At 29.4% G+C, this 22718-nt stretch carries 22 protein-coding genes; 18 read left to right on the top strand and 4 right to left on the bottom strand.

Annotated features, from left to right (window positions below; translation table 11 throughout):
- Positions 1 to 26 precede the first annotated feature (26 nt).
- Entirely contained in the window at positions 27 to 458 is a 432-nt protein-coding gene (locus L988_RS03390) for a hypothetical protein (RefSeq protein ID WP_047381589.1), read from the top strand.
- Positions 459 to 492: 34 nt separating this feature from the next.
- Here the strand turns inward: L988_RS03390 and L988_RS03385 are convergent, their stop codons facing one another.
- A complete protein-coding gene (locus tag L988_RS03385) occupies positions 493 to 828 on the bottom strand; it encodes a hypothetical protein (protein ID WP_047381588.1) in 336 nt (111 codons plus the stop codon).
- Positions 829 to 950: 122 nt separating this feature from the next.
- Here L988_RS03385 and L988_RS03380 point away from each other — a divergent pair, with 122 nt between their 5' ends.
- The 6 genes from L988_RS03380 (at position 951) to L988_RS13575 (ending at position 5731) form a co-directional block, all read left to right on the top strand.
- Positions 951 to 1757, top strand: coding sequence for an ATP-binding protein (locus L988_RS03380; RefSeq protein ID WP_047381587.1), 807 nt, complete (start codon positions 951 to 953; stop codon positions 1755 to 1757).
- Positions 1758 to 1761: 4 nt separating this feature from the next.
- Positions 1762 to 2706: an ATP-binding protein gene (locus L988_RS03375; RefSeq protein WP_231549755.1), complete on the top strand. Its 945-nt coding sequence runs from the start codon at positions 1762 to 1764 to the stop codon at positions 2704 to 2706.
- Between the two features lie 98 nt (positions 2707 to 2804).
- Positions 2805 to 3026, top strand: a complete 222-nt coding sequence (locus L988_RS03370) for a FeoA family protein (protein ID WP_047381585.1) — start codon at positions 2805 to 2807, stop codon at positions 3024 to 3026.
- 93 nt (positions 3027 to 3119) lie between these two features.
- A complete protein-coding gene (locus L988_RS03365) occupies positions 3120 to 3347 on the top strand; it encodes a ferrous iron transport protein A (protein ID WP_047381583.1) in 228 nt (75 codons plus the stop codon).
- A gap of 9 nt (positions 3348 to 3356) precedes the next feature.
- Positions 3357 to 5561 (top strand): ferrous iron transport protein B, encoded by a 2205-nt coding sequence (gene feoB, locus L988_RS03360; RefSeq protein ID WP_047381582.1) that lies wholly within the window; start codon positions 3357 to 3359, stop codon positions 5559 to 5561.
- Between the two features lie 20 nt (positions 5562 to 5581).
- Complete coding sequence (locus tag L988_RS13575; protein WP_156110641.1) at positions 5582 to 5731, top strand: FeoB-associated Cys-rich membrane protein; 150 nt, start codon at positions 5582 to 5584, stop codon at positions 5729 to 5731.
- A 45-nt stretch (positions 5732 to 5776) separates the two neighbouring features.
- Here the strand turns inward: L988_RS13575 and L988_RS03355 are convergent, their stop codons facing one another.
- Positions 5777 to 6166, bottom strand: coding sequence for a PG0541 family transporter-associated protein (locus tag L988_RS03355; protein ID WP_052191662.1), 390 nt, complete (start codon positions 6164 to 6166; stop codon positions 5777 to 5779).
- Between the two features lie 208 nt (positions 6167 to 6374).
- Between L988_RS03355 and L988_RS03350 the strand changes: the two genes are divergently transcribed.
- The 7 genes from L988_RS03350 to L988_RS03320 all read left to right on the top strand — a co-directional run bounded on the left by L988_RS03350 (position 6375) and on the right by L988_RS03320 (position 15823).
- Positions 6375 to 7961 carry a DEAD/DEAH box helicase gene (locus L988_RS03350; protein ID WP_047381580.1) on the top strand — a complete coding sequence of 529 codons (1587 nt, stop codon included), beginning with the start codon at positions 6375 to 6377 and terminating at the stop codon, positions 7959 to 7961.
- Between the two features lie 76 nt (positions 7962 to 8037).
- The gene (gene mltG / locus L988_RS03345; RefSeq protein WP_047381579.1) at positions 8038 to 8988 is read left to right on the top strand and encodes an endolytic transglycosylase MltG; all 951 of its coding nucleotides are present in this window, start codon (positions 8038 to 8040) and stop codon (positions 8986 to 8988) included.
- 15 nt (positions 8989 to 9003) lie between these two features.
- The gene (locus tag L988_RS03340; RefSeq protein ID WP_047381577.1) at positions 9004 to 10662 is read left to right on the top strand and encodes a B12-binding domain-containing radical SAM protein; all 1659 of its coding nucleotides are present in this window, start codon (positions 9004 to 9006) and stop codon (positions 10660 to 10662) included.
- A 78-nt stretch (positions 10663 to 10740) separates the two neighbouring features.
- Positions 10741 to 12081, top strand: coding sequence for a tRNA lysidine(34) synthetase TilS (tilS, locus tag L988_RS03335; protein WP_052191661.1), 1341 nt, complete (start codon positions 10741 to 10743; stop codon positions 12079 to 12081).
- Complete coding sequence (ftsH, locus tag L988_RS03330; protein ID WP_081982700.1) at positions 12071 to 14242, top strand: ATP-dependent zinc metalloprotease FtsH; 2172 nt, start codon at positions 12071 to 12073, stop codon at positions 14240 to 14242. The genes tilS and ftsH overlap by 11 nt, the downstream gene beginning before the upstream one ends.
- A 124-nt stretch (positions 14243 to 14366) precedes the next feature.
- Complete coding sequence (rpsO, locus tag L988_RS03325) at positions 14367 to 14627, top strand: 30S ribosomal protein S15 (RefSeq protein WP_047381572.1); 261 nt, start codon at positions 14367 to 14369, stop codon at positions 14625 to 14627.
- A gap of 83 nt (positions 14628 to 14710) precedes the next feature.
- Positions 14711 to 15823 carry a YibE/F family protein gene (locus L988_RS03320; RefSeq protein WP_047381570.1) on the top strand — a complete coding sequence of 371 codons (1113 nt, stop codon included), beginning with the start codon at positions 14711 to 14713 and terminating at the stop codon, positions 15821 to 15823.
- A 15-nt stretch (positions 15824 to 15838) separates the two neighbouring features.
- Here the strand turns inward: L988_RS03320 and L988_RS03315 are convergent, their stop codons facing one another.
- Positions 15839 to 16345: an HAD family hydrolase gene (locus L988_RS03315; RefSeq protein ID WP_047381568.1), complete on the bottom strand. Its 507-nt coding sequence runs from the start codon at positions 16343 to 16345 to the stop codon at positions 15839 to 15841.
- 69 nt (positions 16346 to 16414) lie between these two features.
- A complete protein-coding gene (gene rpsT / locus L988_RS03310; protein ID WP_047381566.1) occupies positions 16415 to 16675 on the bottom strand; it encodes a 30S ribosomal protein S20 in 261 nt (86 codons plus the stop codon).
- 265 nt (positions 16676 to 16940) lie between these two features.
- Between rpsT and L988_RS03305 the strand changes: the two genes are divergently transcribed.
- The 4 genes from L988_RS03305 to L988_RS03290 are packed head-to-tail and all read left to right on the top strand — an operon-like array spanning position 16941 to position 22704.
- Complete coding sequence (locus tag L988_RS03305; protein ID WP_047381565.1) at positions 16941 to 19403, top strand: helicase C-terminal domain-containing protein; 2463 nt, start codon at positions 16941 to 16943, stop codon at positions 19401 to 19403.
- A 14-nt stretch (positions 19404 to 19417) separates the two neighbouring features.
- A complete protein-coding gene (locus tag L988_RS03300) occupies positions 19418 to 21487 on the top strand; it encodes an HD family phosphohydrolase (RefSeq protein ID WP_047381562.1) in 2070 nt (689 codons plus the stop codon).
- A gap of 27 nt (positions 21488 to 21514) precedes the next feature.
- Entirely contained in the window at positions 21515 to 21979 is a 465-nt protein-coding gene (ybeY, locus tag L988_RS03295) for an rRNA maturation RNase YbeY (RefSeq protein WP_047381559.1), read from the top strand.
- A 14-nt stretch (positions 21980 to 21993) separates the two neighbouring features.
- Positions 21994 to 22704, top strand: coding sequence for a diacylglycerol kinase (locus tag L988_RS03290; protein WP_047381558.1), 711 nt, complete (start codon positions 21994 to 21996; stop codon positions 22702 to 22704).
- Positions 22705 to 22718: the final 14 nt, after the last annotated feature.

Below are 22718 nucleotides of genomic sequence, written 5' to 3'. Positions count from 1 at the left end.
TATAAAATTTAAAAGGAGTTAAATCTATGCTTACAGGAATCAAAGTTATTCTTATGTTTCTTTTAGTGCCGATGAGTAAAATGAAAAAAGTTAACACCATTAACTTTTTAAGAAATCCAGACAATAAAGATATAATATATCCAAATGAAACTCTTTATACAGCATATGACAATAAAATAAATTCATTTTTAATAACAAATACTCGTTTGATTAGTGTTTTTAAATTAAGAAATAGAATAAAGATATTTTCAATACCACTTTTTCAACTAGGAACATTGGATACCTTTAGTTTTAAATTGTTTAAGTTGAAAGCGATTTGTATAACGTCATCACCGGGATACAATTTTTATTGGTTTTTCAGATATGAGGTTTCTATGGAGGAGTTATCAAATGAGATTTCTAAAGTAGTGGCGGATGTTCAAATAAGTGGTGGATCAAAATTGAATAAAATATTTTAAAAGAAGGAGGACAAAATTTATTGCCCTCCTTTTTTTAGTAAGAATAGATAAAAGCTTTTTCTGTTAAAACTTTAATTTTAGAGTAGTCGATATCGTCATCTTTTGAAGAACATCCCCCAGAGCTACAACCGCTAGAAGAACATCCTCCAGAGCTACATCCCCCACAAGAGTGTTCCTCCTCTCCCTTTTCATAGTCGGGATTTCTTTTTAGAAAATCTTCATAACTTTCTAAATACCCTTGTTTTGTAAGAGAATTATAGATGTTTTCTAACTCTAATTCATTGATACCAAGGTTTTTCATGATGGCACCATCACTATAAACCATTCCGCTTTTTAGAAAGTCTAAAACAGCAGTTTCTATTTTATTCATAAATTTTATTCACCTCATAAATTAAGATTAAGAACATTTTAACACAAAAAAAAAGAATTGTTAATTTTTTTGCAAGCATGGTATAATGGAATGAAAACCTATAGAATTTAATTGGAGGGAAAATGGAAGAAAAAGTTTTTGAAACGAAAAAAGATATGGTTGAGCACTCTATAAGAACTGCATACAGAAAAAAAATATGGTCTAAATTTATGAAAGCTATAAAAGATTTTGATTTGATTCAAGATGGAGATAAAATCGCAGTAGGGGTATCTGGAGGAAAAGATAGCTTGCTACTTTCGAAACTATTCCAAGAGTTAAAAAAAGATAGAAGTAAAAATTTTGAGGTGGCTTTTATATCTATGAATCCTGGATTTGGATCAATGGACTTAGAGCAATTTAAAGTAAATTTAGAAGAGTTAGGAATCCCATGTGAGATATTTGATGCTAATGTTTGGGAGATAGCATTTGAATCATCACCTGATAGTCCATGCTTCTTATGTGCAAAGATGAGAAGAGGTGTTCTTTATAACAAGGTTGAGGAGTTGGGATATAATAAACTAGCTTTAGGACATCATTTTGATGATATGGTTGAGACAGCAATGATAAATATGTTTTATGCAGGAACTGTAAAAACAATGATACCTAAGGTGAAATCGACAAGTGGAAAGATGGAGTTGATAAGACCGTTGATTTATATAAAAGAACAAGATATTATCAATTTTACTAAAAAGAATGAAATAGCAGCAATGGCTTGTGGATGTCCAATTGAATCAGGAAAAGTTGATTCAAAGAGAAAAGAGATCAAAAATCTTTTAGCAACGTTAGAAAAAACTAATCCACAAATAAAGCAAAGTATATTTAATTCAATGAAAAATATAAATTTAGATTATGTATTAGGATATGTATCTGAAACGGGAAAAGGAGAATAGAAAAGTGTTAAAGATAGATAATATAAAAGATTTAAATGGATATGTCTTTCAAGCATACACATTTGAAGTACAAGAAGATAAGGTTTTAGTAACTAATTCAAAAGAGGAAATCAAGATAGAGATTTCATATTCACAAAATAAAATAATAAAATTAATAGATAAAATATATAAACAAACAGGACTAAAAATCTCATTAAATAAATTAGATGAGAAGGAGATTTTAGCTTTTATACAAGATAAAGGTTTTGAAAAGACTTTATGGAGTCCAATAGGAAAAGCTATGCATGATTATAATATGATTGAAGAAGGAGATAGAGTAGCTATAGGTATTTCAGGAGGAAAGGATAGCTTAACTGTGCTAAATGCTTTAATAAGAATTCAAAAAATATCAGGAATAAAGTTTGAAATATTTCCGATTCACATCCACCCTGTTGAAGAGGGAGGGAAATATGGAGATATACAAGAGTATTGCAGAAAGCTAGGAACAGAGTTACAGGTTATAGAAACATCGATAGGAGAAAGTATTTTAACAAATGCTGAATTAAAAAATCCATGTTTTATGTGTGCTAGAGTAAGAAGAGGGATTTTATATAAAGCTATGAAAGAACAGAATATAAATAAACTTGTTTTAGGACATCATAAGGATGATATTGTAGAAACATTTTTATTAAATGTTTTATATCAAGGAAATATGGGAGTTATGAAACCTGCTTATGATTCTGAAGAATATGGATTGAGAGTAATAAGACCTCTTGCATATGTTGAAGAGAAAGAAACAATTAGGTATGCTAAGAAATTAGGATTACCAATTCTTCATAATGATTGCCCTTATGAAACAAGTGATAACTCTAAACGTTTAAAAGTTAAGAAGATGATAGAGGAGTTATCAAAGGATAGTCCAAATATAAGAAGTGTTATGTTACATAGCATTAAAGATCTGTTTGCATAAATAAAACTTTAATAATCAAAGTTTTATTCTTGACAAATGTTACTGCATAGAATATAATTCTAGTATAGATAGGAAATTATTACTAGGAGGTTTATTCTATGACGCCATTAGTTTTTGCAGAACAAAATAAAGAGTTTGTTATAAAAGAGATAAAAGGTAGAGACAAAGATAAGAGTAGACTGACAGAAAAAGGTTTTTGTATAGGAAATAAAATATGTTTACTTAGAGATGATCAAAGTAATTATATTGTTAAAATAAATGAAACGAAGTATGTATTAAATTTTGGGTTGGCAAACAAAATAATAATAGGAAATGAGTAAGAATAAATCACAGGATTATCCTGTGATTTAAATTTTTCCAAATATACTTTGTGTTTCAAAATATATTTATGACTAATGAGTTGGGAGGCTTGAATGAAGTTAATAGAATTAAAAAGAGGAGAATCAGCAAAAATCGTCAAAATTGGGAAAATTGGCGAATTGAAAAAAAGGTTAGTTGACATGGGAGTAACTAACGGTGAGATTATTAAATTAGAAAGAAATGCGCCCCTAGGAGATCCACAAGAGTTTATTGTAAAATCAACAAACATCGCTATAAGAAAACAAGATGCACAAAATATTGAAATAGAGATAGACGGATAGGAGATAGAGATGATAAAAATAGCATTTACAGGAAATCCAAATGTAGGGAAATCAGCATTGATAAACGCAATAGCAGGTTCTAATCTAAAGGTTGGGAACTGGGCAGGTGTTACAGTTGAGAAAAAAGAAGCTGAATTTGATTATAACGGAGAGAGAATTCAGTGTATAGATTTACCTGGAGTATACAGTTTAAGTCCTTATACTTTAGAAGAAACAATAACAAGAGATTTTATAATAAATGAAAAACCGGATGTAATCATAAATATAGTTGATTCAACAAACTTAGAGAGAAATTTATATTTAACAATGTTATTGAAAGAGTTAGAGAAACCAATGGTAATGGCATTGAATTTCTATGACGAATTTGAAAAATTAAACTATAAGTTAGATATGAAAAAGTTTACAGATATGATAGAAATGGATGTTGTTATGACATCAGCAACAAAAAGAACAGGTTTACAGGAACTATTAGATAAAGCTTTAGAGATAGCAAAAGCAAAAAAAGAGTATAAGAAATACACTCTTTTATTTGATAGTTGTTTACAAGATGCAATTGAAAAAATAAAGTGTGATATTAATTGTAATGAAAAGTTAATCAAAGCATCAAAAAAATTCGGAGAGGATTTTTTAGCAATCAAATTATTAGAGCAAGATTCTCATTTAATAGAGATATTAAAATCAGAGTATGGATATGAATTAGATTCTGAAATAATAAAGAGAACGAAGCAATTAGAAGATGATCATGATGAGGATATAGAAACTATATTCGCAGAAGGTAGATATGGAACTGTAAAGGGTATTTTAGCAAAAACATTTACAACATCAATAAAATCTAGATTAGATTTCACTGATAAAGTTGATAGAGTTTTACTAAATAAATATTTGGGATTACCAATCTTCTTCTTAATTATAGTTGGATTGATGGGAACTGTATTTAATGGTTCAGCACCATTGATTGATTGGGTAGATGGATTTGTAAGTGACTATATAGGGAAATATGTAGGGTTGTTAATAGATGAAAATACCCCAGATTGGTTAGCATCATTAGTTATGGATGGTATATTAGGTGGAGTAGGTGGAGTAGTTGTATTCGTTCCATTAATGCTTTATTTATACTTCTTCTTAGCTTTACTTGAGGAAAGTGGATATATGTCTAGAGTTGCTTTCCTTATGGATAAGATAATGACAAAATTAGGATTAAATGGTAAGGCGTTTGTTCCGATGGTTCTTGGATTTGGATGTACTGTACCAGCAATATATGCAACAAGAACTTTAGAGGATGATTCATCAAGAAGATTGACCGCAGCAATGGCACCGTTCATGTCTTGTGGAGCAAGGCTTCCTGTATATGGGTTATTTACAGCGGCGTTCTTTGGAGCTAAAGCTGGATTAGTTGTAATGTCGTTATATGTTTTAGGAATTGTTGTAGCAATATTAACAGGGTTGGTTTTAAAGAATTTTGAAATGTTTAAATCTGAAGGAAGAGCATTACTTATAGAATTACCACCTTATAGAGTGCCAAGTTTAAGAGTTATTTTAAAATCAACTTTAACTAGAACTGGATCATACTTAAAAAAAGCAACAACAATTATCATGGGAATGTTGATGATTTTATGGGCATTGACATACTTCCCAAATCATGGAGATACATCAAATTCTTATATGGCCAAATTTGGAAAAACGTTCCAACCAATTTTACAACCTACAGGTTTTGCAAATAGATGGGAAACAGTAGCCGCAATTCCACCGAGCTTAGCTGCTAAAGAGATTGTTGTAGGATTTATGGCTCAAGTTTTAGTAGGTGATGAATCAGCTGAAGATGTTATAGAAGCGGAAGAGATGGAAGAAACAACATTTGTAGAGGATACAGTTGAGCAAGTTGTTGGGTTAGGAATAGCAATAAAAGATTCTGTTGTAGGAGTTTTAAGTTTTGATATTGGTGGATTATTTACAGTACCTGATGCGGAAGAGATAGAGGAAGAAGGAAGTGGAGTTGTAGCGGCAACGAAAGCTTTATGGACAGATAATTTAGCACCACTAAGAGCTTATTCATTTATGGTGTATATTTTACTAGTAGTTCCTTGTGTAGTAACTTTAGGAGCTATAAAGCAAGAGTTCGGATATAAGTTTACAGGATTTGTAATTGGATTACTTTTAGTTATACCTTATATAGCGTCTACTTTAGTATTCCAAATAGGAAAACTGTTCTTTTAACTCTTTATAAGGAGGAGAAAATGAAAACATTAATTTTAGTTGGAATAGTTGTTGTGATAGGAGCAATAGCTTTGAAAAGTTTATATAAGATGTTTAAAGGTGAAAGCGGTTGTAACTGTTCAAAGGCCAAAAATGGAAGTTGTAGTATAAAAGATAAGTGTAAACATTAATTAAAGAGAGCTAGCTCATTTATGAACTAGCTCCTTTTTTTATAATTAATTTTCATCTTCTTTTAGCCAGTGTACTTTCTCGGTCGATGAGTCTGGTTCTATATCAACAGTCATCATATTATAGATAAAATCATCTAAGGGACAAACGAGTACTGCCATAACAACATTGTCAGGTAATCCCATTCTAAAGCTTTTTAATTTTTGTAGCAATAAATCAACTTTTGAACCAGAAACAATTAGGTGAAAAACAGCTTCTGAACCAGGCCAAACATGATTATTTAGATGTCTAATTCCATGTTCCCAACTACCTTCAAGTTTTGATTGGATAGTATAATAATGAAAGCCGATAGAGTGTAAAAAGTTTTGGAGATTATTTTTTTGAGAATCATTAATGTAAATAACAGTTCTTTTCGCATTTTTTCTATCAATAATCATAAAAGCCTCCTCTAAAATCTTATTAATACTTTATTTACTACATTTTTAAAAAAAAATCAATATCTTAAAACAGTAAAAATTCTTACAGAATAAGAACATGTAAAAAAACAACTCACAAATGAGAAATAAAAAGATAAAAAAAGTACACAAAATTATAAATGTATGTTATAATCTAATGAATGAATATAAAAATATTAAGGAAGTGAATATGGAAAGTATATTAACATTTAAAGATTTAGGTTTAACTGAAAAAACGTTAAAACCTTTACAAGAAAAAGGGTTCGAAAGACCAAGCCCAATACAAGCATTAACTATACCTGCATTATTAAATGGAGATAAGGATATAATCGGACAAGCTCAAACAGGAACAGGAAAGACAGCTGCATTCTCATTACCTATTTTAGAGAAAATTGAGAAGAGTACAGGTCATGTACAAGCTATAATCTTAGCTCCAACTAGAGAGTTAGCAGTTCAAGTTGCTGAGGAGATGAACTCGCTTGCACACGGAAGAAGATTAAAGATAATTCCAGTTTATGGAGGACAATCATTAGAGCAACAAAAGAGACAACTTAACAGAGGTGTTGATATAGTTGTTGGAACTCCAGGAAGAGTTATGGATTTAATGAACAGACAAGTTTTAAAATTAAACAACATTGATTACTTCATATTAGATGAAGCTGATGAAATGTTAAACATGGGATTCGTAGAAGATATCGAGCAAATCTTAACTCAAACTAACGAAGATAAAAGAATGTTATTCTTCTCTGCTACAATGCCACCAGAAATTTTAAAGATAGCTAAATCTCACATGGGAGAGCATGAAGTATTAGCTGTTAAAAAGAAAGAGTTAACTACAAACTTAACTGAGCAAATTTACTTCGAAGTAAAAGAGAGAGATAAGTTTGAGGCTTTATGTAGAATAGTTGATATCGAAGCTGATTTCTACGGAATAGTATTCTGTAGAACTAAAAATGATGTTAACGAATTAGTAGGAAAACTTCAAGATAGAGGATATGACGTTGAAGGTCTTCATGGAGATATCAGCCAAAACCATAGAGAAGTTACTTTAAAGAGATTTAAAAATAAAAACTTAAACATTCTAATAGCAACTGACGTTGCTGCAAGAGGAATTGACGTAAATGATCTTACTCACGTAATCAACTACGCTATACCACAAGAAGCAGAAAGTTATGTTCATAGAATTGGAAGAACTGGAAGAGCAGGAAAGCAAGGAACAGCTATAACGTTCATAACTCCTTCTGAGTACAGAAAATTACTTCAAATTCAAAGAATAACAAAAACAGAAATCAAAAAAGAGCAAGTACCAGGAGTTAAAGATGTAATCTTAGCTAAGAAAACTAGATTATTTGATAACGTTGCTAACTTAATATCAAATGGAGATGCTGAGTCTTACTATGATATGGCTAAAGAGTTATTAAATCAAGAAGCTACTCCAATTGAAGTAATTGCTGCTATATTAAAGAATTGTTATGAGGAAGAGTTAGAAGAAACTAACTACTCTGATATCGAGAGCGTTTCTATCGATAAAACAGGAAAAACAAGATTATTCATTGCTCTTGGAAAGAAAGATAAAATGACTCCAAGAAAATTAGTGGACTTAATCTCTAAGAAAGCTAAAGTACATGAATCAAAATTAAAAGGTGTAGAAATATATGAGAACTTCTCATTCGTATCTGTACCATTTGTTGAAGCGGAAACAATAGTAGATGTATTCCAAAAAGATAGAAAAGGAAGAAAGCCTTTAATCGAAAAAGCAAAACAATCTAAAAGATAATTAAATAGATTAAGAAAAAGCTGTAACTAGGGAGACCAAAGTACAGCTTTTTTCAGCATAAAATCGGGAGAGTGTTATGAAGAAAAAATTTTTAATTTTTTTATTAATTATTTTAACAGGAGTTTTTTCAATATTTAAGTTGTATTCAATAAAAGTAGATGCAAAAAAAGAATACAAAGTTCAAGTGAACTTAAGAACTGGTACAAGTTTGAATAGTGCATTTAAACAGATGGGAATAGCAGATTCTATTTTCTTCAAAATATTTTTAAAATATGAAAAAAATTCAGGAAAAAATATAAAGGCTGGATTTTATGAGTTAGATGGAAAATATTCTTATAGAGATATAATTCAAATGATGGAAGAGGGAAGAGTTAAATACACAATTTTAACAATACCAGAAGGATATTCAATAAAAGAGATAGGGTCTTTACTTAAAGAAAGAGGAATTGGTACTGAAGAGGGATTGAGAAATGCTTTAAAGGAAATAAAGGATTTTCCATATTTAACCCCTGATGGAAACTTTGAGGGATATTTATATCCAGAAACATACTATTTAGCAGTAGATACAAATGAGAAAGAGGTAGCGAAGGCTATGCTAGGACAATTTTTGAAGATATTCCCACCTGATAAGTATTCTGATAAAAAAGAGTTTTATGAAAAGTTAATCATGGCATCAATAATTGAAAGAGAAGCGCAATTGAAGGATGAGAAACCTTTGATGTCATCAGTTTTTTATAATCGTTTGAAAAAAGGTATGAAATTAGGATCTGATGCAACAGTAAATTATTTATATGACTACAGTAAGAGAAGAATGTATTACAAAGATTTAAAAATAGATTCTCCTTACAATACATATATGTATAGAGGATTACCACCGGGACCAATATCAAACCCAGATTATTCTTCGGTGATGGCAGCGATGAATCCAGCCGAAACAGATTACCTATTTTTTGTTGTTACAAGCACAGGAAAACATACGTTTACAAAAACATATAGAGAGCATTTAGAAGTTCAAAAGAAAAAATAAGCAGGAGAAAAAATTATGAATAAAATAGTTTTAGTCGGTATAAATAGTCAGTTTATACATACGAATTTAGCAATTAGATATTTAAAAAGTTATGTAGAAAAATACAGTGATTTAAAAATAGAACTTTATGAAAGTAATATAAATAATCAAGTTCAAAGTATAATTACAGATTTATTTAATCTTGACGCAGATCACTATATATTTTCAACTTATATTTGGAATAAAGAGTATGTGTTTAGAATTATAAAGGAATTAAGAAAGATTAGACCAGACGTAACAATTACTCTTGGTGGACCAGAAGTTAGTTATAATGCAAAAGAATCTTTATTAGAAAATGGAGCTATTGACTATGTTCTGATTGGAGAGGGAGAAAAAGTTCTTTATAACTTTTTAGTAGAGAATGATAAATTACAAAGAGGAGTGGCAACTTTAAAAAATGGAGAGTTTATCTATAATGGAGATGAGTTTCCAATTGAGAATTTAGATACGATTCCTTTTCCATATACAGAAAACGAATTAAAAGAGAATATAAAAATACTTTATTATGAATCGAGTAGAGGATGCCCGTTTAGCTGTTCTTATTGTCTATCATCTATAGATAAGGGTGTTAGATATTGGAGCTTAGAAAGAGTAAAAACTGATTTAAAGAAATTTTTAGATTCAGGTGTTGAGTTAGTTAAATTTGTTGATAGAACTTATAATTTAAGAAAAGAAAGATATTTAGGAATTTGGGAATTTTTATTAGAAAACTATAAGGAAAATGTAACATTCCATTTTGAAATAAATGCTAATATATTTGATGATGAAATTATAGAATTCTTAAAAAAAGTTCCAGAGGGTTACTTTCAATTTGAAATTGGAGTTCAAAGTATTAATAAAGATACAATGAATAGCATTAATAGAAGAAATCTACTTGAAAGATTGAGATATAATATAAAGGCAATATCGAAAAATGTTCATCTACATGTAGATTTAATTGCAGGACTTCCACACGATACATATGAAACATTTAAAGATTCGTTTGACTATGTTTATGATTTAGATGCCGAGATGATTCAATTAGGTTTTTTAAAAATATTGAGTGGGACAAAAATTTCTAAAGAGATAGAAGAATATGATTATAAATATATGGAGTTTCCGCCATACGAGATATTATCAAATTGTTTTATAAATTATACTGAATTAGTTAAAATGAAAAATCTTGAAAAAATGTTAGATTTCTATTATAATTCTGAAAAATTTAAAAACTCTGTAAAATATATAATTGATAATCATTATGATAGACCATTTACTTTCTTTGAGGAGATTGCAGAATATTATGAAAAAAATAACCTTTTAGGAGTTGGGCACAAGATAGTTGCCATATTTAATCACTTGGTTAAATTTTATAAAGAAAAGAATTTTATAGGAAAAGATATTTTTATTGAGTATTTAAAGTTGGATTATTTACTTTTAGGTAAACCAGGAGCTTATCCAGAATGGTTTATTTCTAAAAAAGATAAAGAAAAATACAATGAAATAGTAGTCGAAAAAAACTTTTCATCAACAAGAGAAGCATATAAAAAAACTGAATTTGAAAAATTCGAATATGATGTTTTAAATCACAGAGTAGATACAATTGAAATATTTTTCAATTACTCGAATAAAAAACCAAAACTAGAGATTTTTAAATAAAAATAAGAGGGAAAAGAGTTTGAAAAAGATTCTCTATATGGTATAATTCTATAAAATACTGTCATGAAGGGTAAAATTATGTTAAGAAAAATTTTAAAAAAAATAAAAAATGAAAAATTAATAGAAAATGGAGATAAAATTGTTCTTGGTTTTTCAGGAGGACCAGATTCAGTATTTTTATTAGAAGTTTTAAAAGAATTAAAAAAAGAGTTAGACTTTGAGTTTGTATTAGCCCATATTAACCACTTGTTTAGAGGTAAGAATTCAGACGGTGATGAGAAATTTAGTCTTTTAAGCGGAGAAAAGATAGGAATACCAGTTTTTATAAAAAGAGCTTCGATGGAAACAGTAGCTAAAGAAAATGGAATTGGATTAGAGGAAGCGGGAAGAATGATAAGATATGAATTCTTTTCAGAAGTTTTAAAAGAAACAAATAGTAATAAAATAGCAATAGCTCACAATTTAGATGATCAAATCGAAAACTTTTTATTTAGACTTATTAGAGGTTCATCTTTGGAAGGTTTAGAAGGAATTCAACATAGAGAAAATATAATTAGACCTATAAATGAAACATATAAAAATGATATTTTAAATTTTTTAGATACCCAAAATATTGAATATAGAGTAGATGAAACAAATTTTGAAAACGATTTTACTAGAAACAGCATAAGATTGGATTTAATTCCATTTATAGAAGAAAGATATAATGTTAGTTTTAAAGATAAAGTTCATAATTTAATTGAAGAGATTAAAGAGGTTAATGAGATTCTCAAAATAGATTTAGAAAAATATAAAATTCTTGAAAATGATAAGGAAGTTTTAAATATAGATTTGATTCAAACAGAAGATAGTTATATCCAAAGAAAAATAATTAATGAATATTTTAAAGAGTTTGAATTAGAATCATCTAGAGAAAAAATTGGAAATGTAATAAAACTATTTAAAAGTTCAGGAAGTAAAAATATACACTTAGAAAATAATTTTATTTTAAAAAAACAATATAAAAATATTTGGATAGAGAAGGAAAATATAGATAATTTAGAAAATATAAATATTAGTCTTATAAAAAAAGTACCCTTTAAAATAAAAGTTGATAATTTTATTTTAGAAGCATTTCTAGATGAAAGAAGTTTTGGTAAAAATGAATTTTTAACAAATTTAAAAATAGGTGATACTTTAGAGATAAGGTATCGAAAGGATGGGGATAGAATAAAACCTTTAGGAATGACTTCTCATAAAAAAGTAAAAGATATATTTATAAATGAGAAGATACCAAAGGAAATGAGGGGTACAATCCCATTAGTAATAAAAGATAATGAGATTGTCTGGATTTCAGGAGTAAAAAAAAGTGAAGACTTTAAATGTAGAAAAAATGAAAAAGGAATTAAGCTAATCATAAGGAGGCAAGATGAAGAATAGAGAAGATAATGAAAAAATGGCATTGCATAACTTCATTGAAGAAGAGCCAAAAAAAGATGACGTGCATGATGATGAAGCTAAAAAAGAAGAAGAAAAAAAAGTAAAAGATGAACAAGAACAAAGTGAATTAGAGGAAAGAAAAAGAAAAATTAAGGAAAAATTAAAAGAGGGAATAGATAAAAGTAAGCAGGAAAAAGAATCTGGAGAACCTAGAGAAATTGGAGGGAAATTTAATCTTAAAGGATTTGTAATGTTGTTGTTTATAGTAACAATAATTTTATCACTACCAACAATGTTCTCAAAGTCAGATTCATCAAATGTAAAGACTATTAGTTATACTGATTTTATAAAAGAGTTAAACGATAACAAACTTGTTAGAGTAGATGAAAGAGAAGGGTATGTTTATGGATATACTTCTGAAAAAGATACGACAGCAGTAAAAGCTAGAATGATAACTGATAGATTAGGGGGAGATTCTCAACTTGTTAGCTTGATAGAAAGTAAGACAGTCAAAATTGAATCGTTACCACCACAAGAACTACCATTCTTATTAAATATGCTAGCATCTTGGTTCCCAATGCTATTATTAATTGGAATCTGGATATTTATGCTTAACAAAATGAATAAAGGTGGAGGTGGAGGACCTCAAGTTTTCAATATGGGTAAATCTAAGGCAAAAGAAAATGGAGAAAATGTATCTCAAGTAACTTTTGCGGATGTAGCTGGAATTGATGAAGCTAAAATCGAATTAGAAGAGGTTGTTCAGTTTTTAAAAGAGCCGGATAAGTTTAAAAATTTAGGTGCTAAAATTCCTAAGGGAGTTCTTTTATTAGGATCACCAGGTACAGGAAAGACACTTTTAGCAAAAGCGGTAGCTGGAGAAGCTGGAGTTCCATTCTTTAGTATGTCAGGATCAGAGTTCGTAGAAATGTTCGTAGGGGTTGGAGCTTCAAGAGTTAGAGATTTATTCTCTAAAGCTAGAAAAAACTCTCCTTGTATAATTTTTATAGATGAGATTGATGCTGTAGGTAGAAAAAGAGGAAGTGGTCAAGGTGGAGGAAACGACGAAAGAGAACAAACACTTAACCAACTTTTAGTAGAGATGGATGGATTTGGAACTGAAGAGACAATCATTGTTTTAGCAGCAACAAACAGACCGGAAATTTTAGATAAAGCGTTAATGAGACCTGGAAGATTTGATAGACAAGTTGTTGTTGATAGACCAGATATAAAAGGAAGAGAAGCTATTTTAAAAGTTCACTCTAAAAATAAAAAGTTTGCTTCAGATGTAGATTTTGAAGTAATCGCAAGAAAAACACCTGGATTTGTTGGAGCAGATATAGCAAATATGTTAAATGAAGCCGCTATTTTAGCTGCAAGAGCTGGAAGAGAAGAGATAAATATGGCAGATTTAGAAGAAGCTTCAGAAAAAGTTACTATAGGTCCAGAAAGAAAATCAAGAATGGCTGTTCAGAAAGAAAGAATCATTGTAGCTTATCATGAGGTAGGGCACGCAATGACTCAGAGATTATCACCAAATACAGAGCCAGTTCACAAAGTGACGATTATTCCAAGAGGTATGGCTGCGTTAGGATATACTATGACGCTACCAACGGAAGATAGATATCTTAAATCAAAAAATGAATTTTTATCTGAGCTTGTAACTTTATTAGGAGGAAGAGCCGCAGAGGAGATTGTATTTGGAGATATAACAACGGGAGCAAGTAACGATATTGAAAGGGCAACAGCAATAGCTCATGCCATGGTAACAAAATATGGAATGAGTGATAAATTTGGACCAATAATGTTAGATGCTACACGTGATGGAGATATGTTCCAGCAAAAGCTTTATGGTGAAACGACATCTAAAGAGATTGACGATGAGATTAGAAGATTAGTTTCTACAGCTTATGCTAAAGCTAAAGAGATTTTAACAGATAATAGAGATAAACTTGAAGAGATAACTCAAGCTTTATTGAGATTAGAAACAATAAATGGTGAAGAGTTAGATGAGATGTTAGCAGGGAAAACTGTTGAAAGATTAGAAAAAGAAAATAGTATCGAAGAAAAAATTGTGGATTTAAAAGAAGAAGAGGAAAAGTTAAAAGAGGAGCTAAAGCAAAAAGCAGCTCAATCAGTTTTGGATAATACACCAGAGTAATATCTAGAAAATAAACTTTACTAAAAAAAGAAATTATGTTATAATTAATTTAATCTTTGCTAGGATTTACGATTAAGCCCCGTAGACCTTGGCCTAGATATTAAATATTCAGGAGGAAATAAAAATGGCTATAAACAAAGCAGAAATCATCGCAGCATACGGAAAAGATGGAAAAGATACAGGATCTACAGAGGTTCAAGTTGCTATATTAACAGCACAAATCAACCACTTAACTAACCACTTAAGAACTCACAAGAAAGACTTCCATTCAAGATTAGGATTATTAAAAATGGTTGGAAAAAGAAAGAGATTATTAAGCTACTTAATGAGCAAAGATATCGAAGGATACAGAGCTTTAATTGCTAAATTAGGAATCAGAAAGTAATTTTAAAACGAGGAAATTTTCCTCGTTTTTTTTTATAAGTTACACAAGAAATACACAATGAAAAAGTATAAAGGGGAAAAGTCATGAAAAGAATGATAATTTTGTTGTTTTCAATATTTTCAATAGTTATATTTTCACAAAATATTGAAAGCTATGCAGAAGAGATAAGGCAAGAAGAGTATATAAAAGGAAAAATACTATCTTTAGAAAATGTAATAAAAAATGGGTATAATGAACAGGATGGAATAAGAGAGATAGAGGAGTATAAAGTTAAAATTTTAGAAGGGGAGGATAAGAATAAAGAGGTATTAGTTCAATCTCCGGTTTATGAAGAGAGAGCATATAATATATTTATAAGAGAAAAGCAAAATATCGTTTTATATAAAGAAAGTAGTGATGAAGCTGGAAATACATACTATATAGTAGACATAGATAAAAGAGATTCAATATTAGTTATAATTGGGATTTTTGTAGCGTTAACAATTTTTATAGCCAAACTTAAAGGCATAAAAGCCTTACTCTCTTTAGTTATTGTAGTGGCTATAATATATAATATATTTTTACCAATGATAGCAAATGGATATTCTCCAATTCTTATATCAACATTATGTGCACTTCTATGTTCTACGATTACAATATTTTTGACAACAGGATTTTCTCAAAAGGGTATTGTTGCAATTCTTGGAGCGGTTGCTGGAGTGATTATAGCAGGAGTAATTTCGATGTATTTTTCTTATAAAATGGCAATGACAGGTTTTGTATCTGTAGAAGCATTAAATTATTCGGCATTACTTCAAGGTATAAGAGTGAGAGAGATAATTTCGGCTGGAGTTATTTTAGGAAGTATGGGGGCAGTAATGGATGTATCGATGTCAATCTCTTCGGCATTAACTGAGCTTAAGGCTGTAGCCTCTAATATAACGAAAAAAGAGATTTTCGATTCTGGAATGAGAATAGGAGCAGACATAATAGGAACTATGGTAAATACTCTTATACTAGCTTATATAGGAAGTGGAATTCTTTCTACATTATTTATATATTTACAAAAAGAGCAATTTCCATTGATTAGAATTTTGAACTTTGAATCTGTAGCAGCAGATATACTTAGAGCTTTTGCAGGAAGTATAGGAATATTAGTTGCAGTTCCAATAACGTCATATCTTTGTTGTGTTTTGTTTGCAAAAAAAAATAGCTGAATTTCAGCTATTTTTTTATTGTTCTGTTGGAGTAAAGTTATTAACTACATTGATCCATAAGTTTTCTTTTTTTAATATATATTCAATAAATTCTCTAACCGCTCCATCGCCACCATTTCTAGTAGAGATAAAATCAGATATTTGTAAAATTTCTTCAACAGAATCTTTTGGAGCAGCAGCAAGTTTACATTTTTTCATAACAGCTAAATCAATTAAATCATCACCCATATAGGCAACATTTTCATATGAAATATTGTATTTTTCTAAAATTAAATCAAGTGTCGCTATTTTATTTTTAATTCCTTGGTGAATCTCATTTATTCCAAGTTCTTGACAACGCTTAGTAACAATATGTGATGTCTTTCCAGTTATAATAGCTATTTCTTTACCTTGAGCAATAGCTTGAGTTATTCCTAGACCATCCTTAACATTAAAAGCTTTCATCTCGTCTCCTGAATTTGAAACGTAAAGTTTTCCATCAGTTAATGTTCCATCGACATCTAAAACAATAAGTTTAATCATTGAAAATCCTCCTCCAAAAATAAAATAAAACTGGAGATGTCTCCAGTTTTATTTCTTCGATAGCATCGATTATAAAGCGTTAACTTTTGCAGCTAATCTAGCTTTTCTTCTAGAAGCTGTGTTCTTCTTCATGATTCCTTTGCTTACAGCTTTATCTAACTCTTTGTAAGCTACAGATAAAGCAGCGTTAGCAGCCTCAACCTCTTTAGTTTCTACTGCTACTAATACCTTTTTAAGCATAGTTTTTACTCTAGATTTTACAGCTTGATTTCTCTCTCTGTTTCTCTCCGCTACGATAACTCTCTTTTTTGCTGATTTTGAATGTGCCAAATCAAAAACCTCCCTTTAATTTTAAATAAAATTTTCATATCATAATAACATAAATAACGCTTTATGTCAATATGATTCTAATACCAAGTATGGTAGTTCAATTTGACAGGTAAGCATAAAAAGAGACACAATTTGTACAATGGACCTAAGATATTTTATCATATTTAATAGAAAAAAAGAAGATAATTAAAAAAATATTTTATATTTTTTCAAAAAAAGGGTATTATATTATAGATAGAAATTAGTAAATAAAGAAAGGATAAGAATGAATATAGAGGAAAAAATATCTTTAATAGCTGCAGAAAAAATGAGATTAGAGATAGAGAATGTAGATGGAAATGAGGTATTTTTTAGAGGTATTCCAGATGAAAATGGCATAGTGATAGATGTCGAAGTTTTAGCTAGAGGAAATAGATATTCAGTTCCAGCAATACTGAAAGCGATGAGAAAAGGTGAAGTTATAATACACAATCATCCTTCAGGTCATTTATATCCGTCAGACCCCGATGTTGAAATAGCGGCTATATATTCAAATAGACTTGATGGAGCATCATATATAGTAAATAATGATGTAACGGATATTTATGTGATTGTAGAGTTGATTCAAAGAAAAAATGTAAAGATAGATATAAAGCCATATTTTGAAAAAAATGGACTTTTAGCCAATGTTTTTAAAGAGTTTGAATATAGAAATGAACAGTTAGAGATGGCTGAAGTTATTGAAAATGGATTAAATACAGAAACGAAAGTAATAGTAGAGGCTGGAACAGGAACAGGAAAGACTTTAGGATATTTAATACCAGCAATTGAATGGAGCATAAAAAATAAAAAAAGAGTTGTTATAAGTACAAATACAATAAATTTACAAGAACAACTTTTAAACAAAGATATTCCGATAGCTAAAAAAGTTATCCAAGGAGACTTTAATTATATGTTAGTTAAAGGTAGAGGGAATTACCTTTGTAATAGAAAATTACACAATGTAGCAACGGGAGATATTGTAGATTTTGAAGAATATAGCCAAAATCAAAAGGCTCAGTTTCGAGAAGTTTTAAAATGGGGTGGTAAAACAGAAAGTGGAGATAAGGCAGAGCTTCCATTTGAAGTCGATTATACAATTTGGGAGCATTTTCAGAGTGAGAGTGACATGTGTGCAGGAAATAAATGTCCTTTTAAAGCTGACTGTTACTTTTTAAAAGCCAGAGATGAGAAGAAGAAAGCAGATATACTGATAACAAATCATCATATGTATTTTTCTGATTTGGCAATAAGAAAAGAGATAGGATTCAATACGGAATATTCAATTTTGCCAGAATATGAATTGGTTGTTTTTGATGAAGCTCATAATGTTGAAAAAGTGGCAAGAGATTATTTTTCTTATGATGTTTCAAAATACGGGTTTACAAAAACTATGAATCAAATATATACAATGGAAAAATCTAAAAAAAGAGGAACGGGAAGTTTAGATGTCTTAATAAATTATTTAAAAACAGCGGATTATGATGGAAAAAAAGGAACTGAATCAGATTTAGAGAATGATATTAAATTGAGACATCGTAATTTATTTACATCTGGAAGAGCGTATTTTAATTTTTTAATAGAAATTTTTTCAAAGGGACAAATGTCGAGCATAACTTATAGATTAAAGAAAAATGAATTTGAAAGAGCTGTATTCTATGAGCAGCTAGATAATTTGAAGGATGAATTTATAGCAGATCTATCATCATATTTAAAAAAAGTTAGAACTATATTAGGAAGAATAAAAGATTTAGAGGATAAAGAGGGATATATAAGTGATTTTTCAAGATATATAGATCGATTAGACGGGTTCTTTGAAAATTTAAAATTTATTAATGCTTTAGATGATGAGAAATTTATTTATTGGGCAGAAGTAAATGGAAAAAAAAGTAATTCTAAATTGGTGGCAACACCACTAAAAATAGATGGAGAACTAGATAAAAATCTATATACAAATTTAAAACAGATGATTTTCACATCTGCAACAATAGCAATAGGAAGTGATTTTTCATATTTTAAAGAGAGCATAGGATTAAAAGAAAAAACTTTAGAAAAAGTTATTCATTCACCATTTGATTATGATAATCAAATGAAAGTTTATTTACCTAAAGATCTTTTAAATCCAAGTGATCCAAAATTTATAGACAGTATTAGAGATTTTTTAAAAAATTTGATATTGAAAACTTCAGGGAAATGTTTTATACTATTTACTTCTTATACGACATTAAATTATATGTATTATATGATAAAAGATGATTTAGAAGACGCAGGATTAAATTTATTAATTCAAGGACAAGCTCCGAGAACTCAGCTTGTGAATATGTATAAAAATATAAAAAATCCAGTTTTATTTGGAACAGATTCTTTCTGGGAAGGGGTAGATATAAAGGGAGAACAATTAAGTTCTGTAATTATAATAAAGCTACCATTTAAAGTTCCAAGTGACCCTATTACAGAAGCAATAATAGAAAATATAACTCAACAAAATAAAAATGCTTTTGTAGAATATCAAATTCCAGAATCAGTAATTAAATTTAAACAAGGAATTGGAAGATTGATAAGAAGTAAAAGTGATAGAGGAATTGTTACAATATTAGATAATAGAGTAATAACAAAAAGCTATGGAAAATACTTTAAAGATGCAATACCTACAAAAAATATAAAGATACTTAATAAAGAAGATATTTTAAAGGATATTTCTAAAACTTAAAAGGAGTAACTAATATGAAGAAAATTGAGCTGTTTGGTCTGAGCTTGACTTTTAAGATTAACAAAAAGAATGCAGATGATGCTGAATTATATACGAAAGATAATCATTTAAAGGAGAAGATATTTTATTTAATTTTGATGGTTATGGTAATAGTTATTAGTTCAAAGAGTGGCTATATAGTAAATACACAAAAGTATGATATAGGAGATGTAGCAATAAATGATATTTACTCTCCAAAGAGTATTCTTTTTAATGATAGAGATAAAAAACAAGATATTATAAAAAATTTAATGGAAGGTTCAAAGAAAGAATATATCTATGTACCTCAAGCAGGTAGCGTTTATATATCTGGTGCTGAATATTTATTTGATGAAATTTTGAAGAAAGATTTTAAAAAAAATAAACTTTATTTAGATAGAGTTGAAGATATAATAGGGAAACCGTTATCTCCAAAATTGATAAATGAATTGACTCAGCTAAATAAAAGAGATTTGACGGATACTAAAGAAAGAGTTATAGGGTTTTTAACAAAAGCTTATGCAACAGGAATCATAAGAGAAAAAGGAAGTTTAACAATCTCTCCTCCAAATGATGAATTATTTTTAGAACTGTCTGATTTTGATAAGAAAATTGTAGAGAATTTTTTAACGGCAAATTATATCTATGATGAAACAAAAACTAAAAACTCGATAGCAGAAAAGATATCTCAGATAGACGATCAGATTTTAGATATAAAAGCCGGAACTTTACTTGTGAAAAAAGGAGATATAATAACAGATAGTAGAGCTAAACTTTTAGAGGCTGTGGGAATATATTCGTATAAAAAAAGTTTAGGTTTTTCAGTTGCAAATTTTTTATATACAATTATTTTAACTGTTATATTTTATCATTTGTTAGCAAATAAATTTAAAAAGAATATATTAAATAAAAATGTTTATAGAAGTTTGTTTTTAATATATACTATAGGATTTTTAGCATATAGATTTACACAACCAGATCATATATATTTTGTACCGTTTGAAACTATGTTTTTCTTGATGTCTATACTATTTGCTAAAGATTTTGCATTTATAATGACATTGATGTCAATAACGTTTTTATTCCCAATTGTAGGATACGATCCTATTTTTATAATAGTGACATTTTTAGCTTGTTTGATGGGATCATATTTGATAGAGAAGGTTACAACAAGACAGGAGTTAATTGCTTTAGGAATGAAGTTAGCAGTAACTAAGTTTTTCTTATACTTATTATTAACATATTTTATAGGAAGAGAAAAGAACTTGATAGCCTTACAAAGTGGAGAAATAGTTATATCGGGACTGCTTTCAGGTATGTTAGCCATAGCTGTTCTACCGTATTTTGAAAAAACATTTAATATTTTGACGACATTTAGATTGTTGGAATTAGGAGATTTGTCTCATCCTTTATTAAAATTATTATCTATGAAGGCTCCAGGGACGTTCCATCATTCGATGATGGTAGCAACTTTATCTGAAGCAGCAGCAGAGGCTATAGGTGCAAATGCAATATTTGCTAGAGTTGCATCTTACTATCATGATATAGGAAAAATGAAGAGACCCAAATTTTATGTGGAAAACCAAGAGGGGGGAGAAAATCCTCACTCTAAAATATCTCCATTTTTAAGTACTCTGATAATAACATCTCATACTAAAGATGGAAATGAGTTAGGAAGAGAATATAAAATTCCAAGAGAGATAAGGGATGTTATGTTTGAGCATCAAGGAACGACTATGTTAGCTTATTTTTATAATAAAGCTAAACAGCTAGATCCAACGGTTTTAGAGGATGATTTTAAATATAGTGGACCAATTCCAAGAAGTAAGGAATCGGCTATAATAATGTTAGCTGATTCGATAGAAGCAGCGGTAAGATCTTTAGATGAAAAAACGCCAATAACTATTGAAAATATGTTAAGAAGGATTATTAACTCGAAAATAGAGGATAATCAACTTTCTGAAGCGGCACTAACATTTAAAGAGATTGAAATAATAATTAAAACTTTTACAAAGGTATTGATGAGTATTCACCATGTGAGAATAAAATATCCTGGGCAAAAGTAGAATAAGAGAGATTAAAAGGAGTTAGAGATGGAAGTAGTTTTAGATTTTTCTCTAGAAATAGAGGGATACAATGAATATATAAAAGAAGATGAAGTACAACAATATATCTGTGAAGTTTTAAATGATGAATTTGAATCAGAAAAACCAGTATATTTATCAGTAGCCTTAGTCGGAAATGAAGATATTCAAAGAATAAATAGAGATTTTAGAGATAAGGATAGACCCACGGATGTTATCTCATTTGCTTACCATGAAACAGAGGATTACATGATAGGGCCATATGATACATTAGGAGATATTATAATATCTTTAGAAAGAGTAGAGGAACAATGTAATGAGTATAATCACTCATTTAGAAGAGAGTTCTTCTATGTTTTAACTCATGGAATGCTTCACCTTTTAGGATACGACCATATAGAGGAAGAAGATAAGAAAGAGATGAGGGCTAGAGAGGAAGAAATTTTAGGGAAATTTGGTCATACTAGAGATTAGACGGGAGGATGCTTATGAAAAAAGGGACTAAACAGGATGTAACACAAAGTTTTAATGTTGCAATTGAAGGGATAATAGAGACAATTAGAACAGAGAGAAATATGAAGTTTCATGCTTTTTGTACAATATTAGTTTTGATGATTTCAATATTTTTAGGTGTTAGTAGAATGGAGTTAATTGTGTTATCAATTAGTATGTCCCTAGTTTTAGCGGCAGAATTATTAAATACAGCGATTGAAAGTTTTGTAGATTTAGTTTGTCCAGACTATAATCTTTTGGCCAAGAGAGCAAAAGATGTTGGAGCGGGTGCTGTTTTTATAGCAGCAACAAATGCTTTAATAGTTGGATATTTAGTATTTCATAAAAGAATAGCGGGAGAGTTTGCAAATTTTTTCGATTTACTAAAAGAATCATATGCTAATGTAATTGTTTTTATATTGATTTTTTTAGTTATATTGGTAATTACAATAAAAAGTTTTTTTAAAAAAGGAACTCCTTTAAGAGGAGGAATACCTAGTGGTCATAGTGCTTTAGGTGGTGCACTCTTTGTAGGAATATTCTTTTTAACAGATGATGTTAGAATTTTTTATCTTTCGCTTTTTCTTTTAATTTTAGTACTACAGTCAAGAGTTGAAGGAAAGATACATACTGTATTGGAAACCCTTATAGGGGCAGTACTAGGAATGGGAGTAACTTATCTATTCCTATCATTATTAAAAATTTAGATTGTTTGGGAGTG

The organism is Cetobacterium sp. ZWU0022 (assembly GCF_000800875.1).
In the GTDB taxonomy this organism is placed as follows: Bacteria; Fusobacteriota; Fusobacteriia; order Fusobacteriales; family Fusobacteriaceae; genus Cetobacterium_A.
Note: the sequence above shows the minus strand (reverse complement) of the source record. Positions and strands in the feature narration are given on the sequence as shown.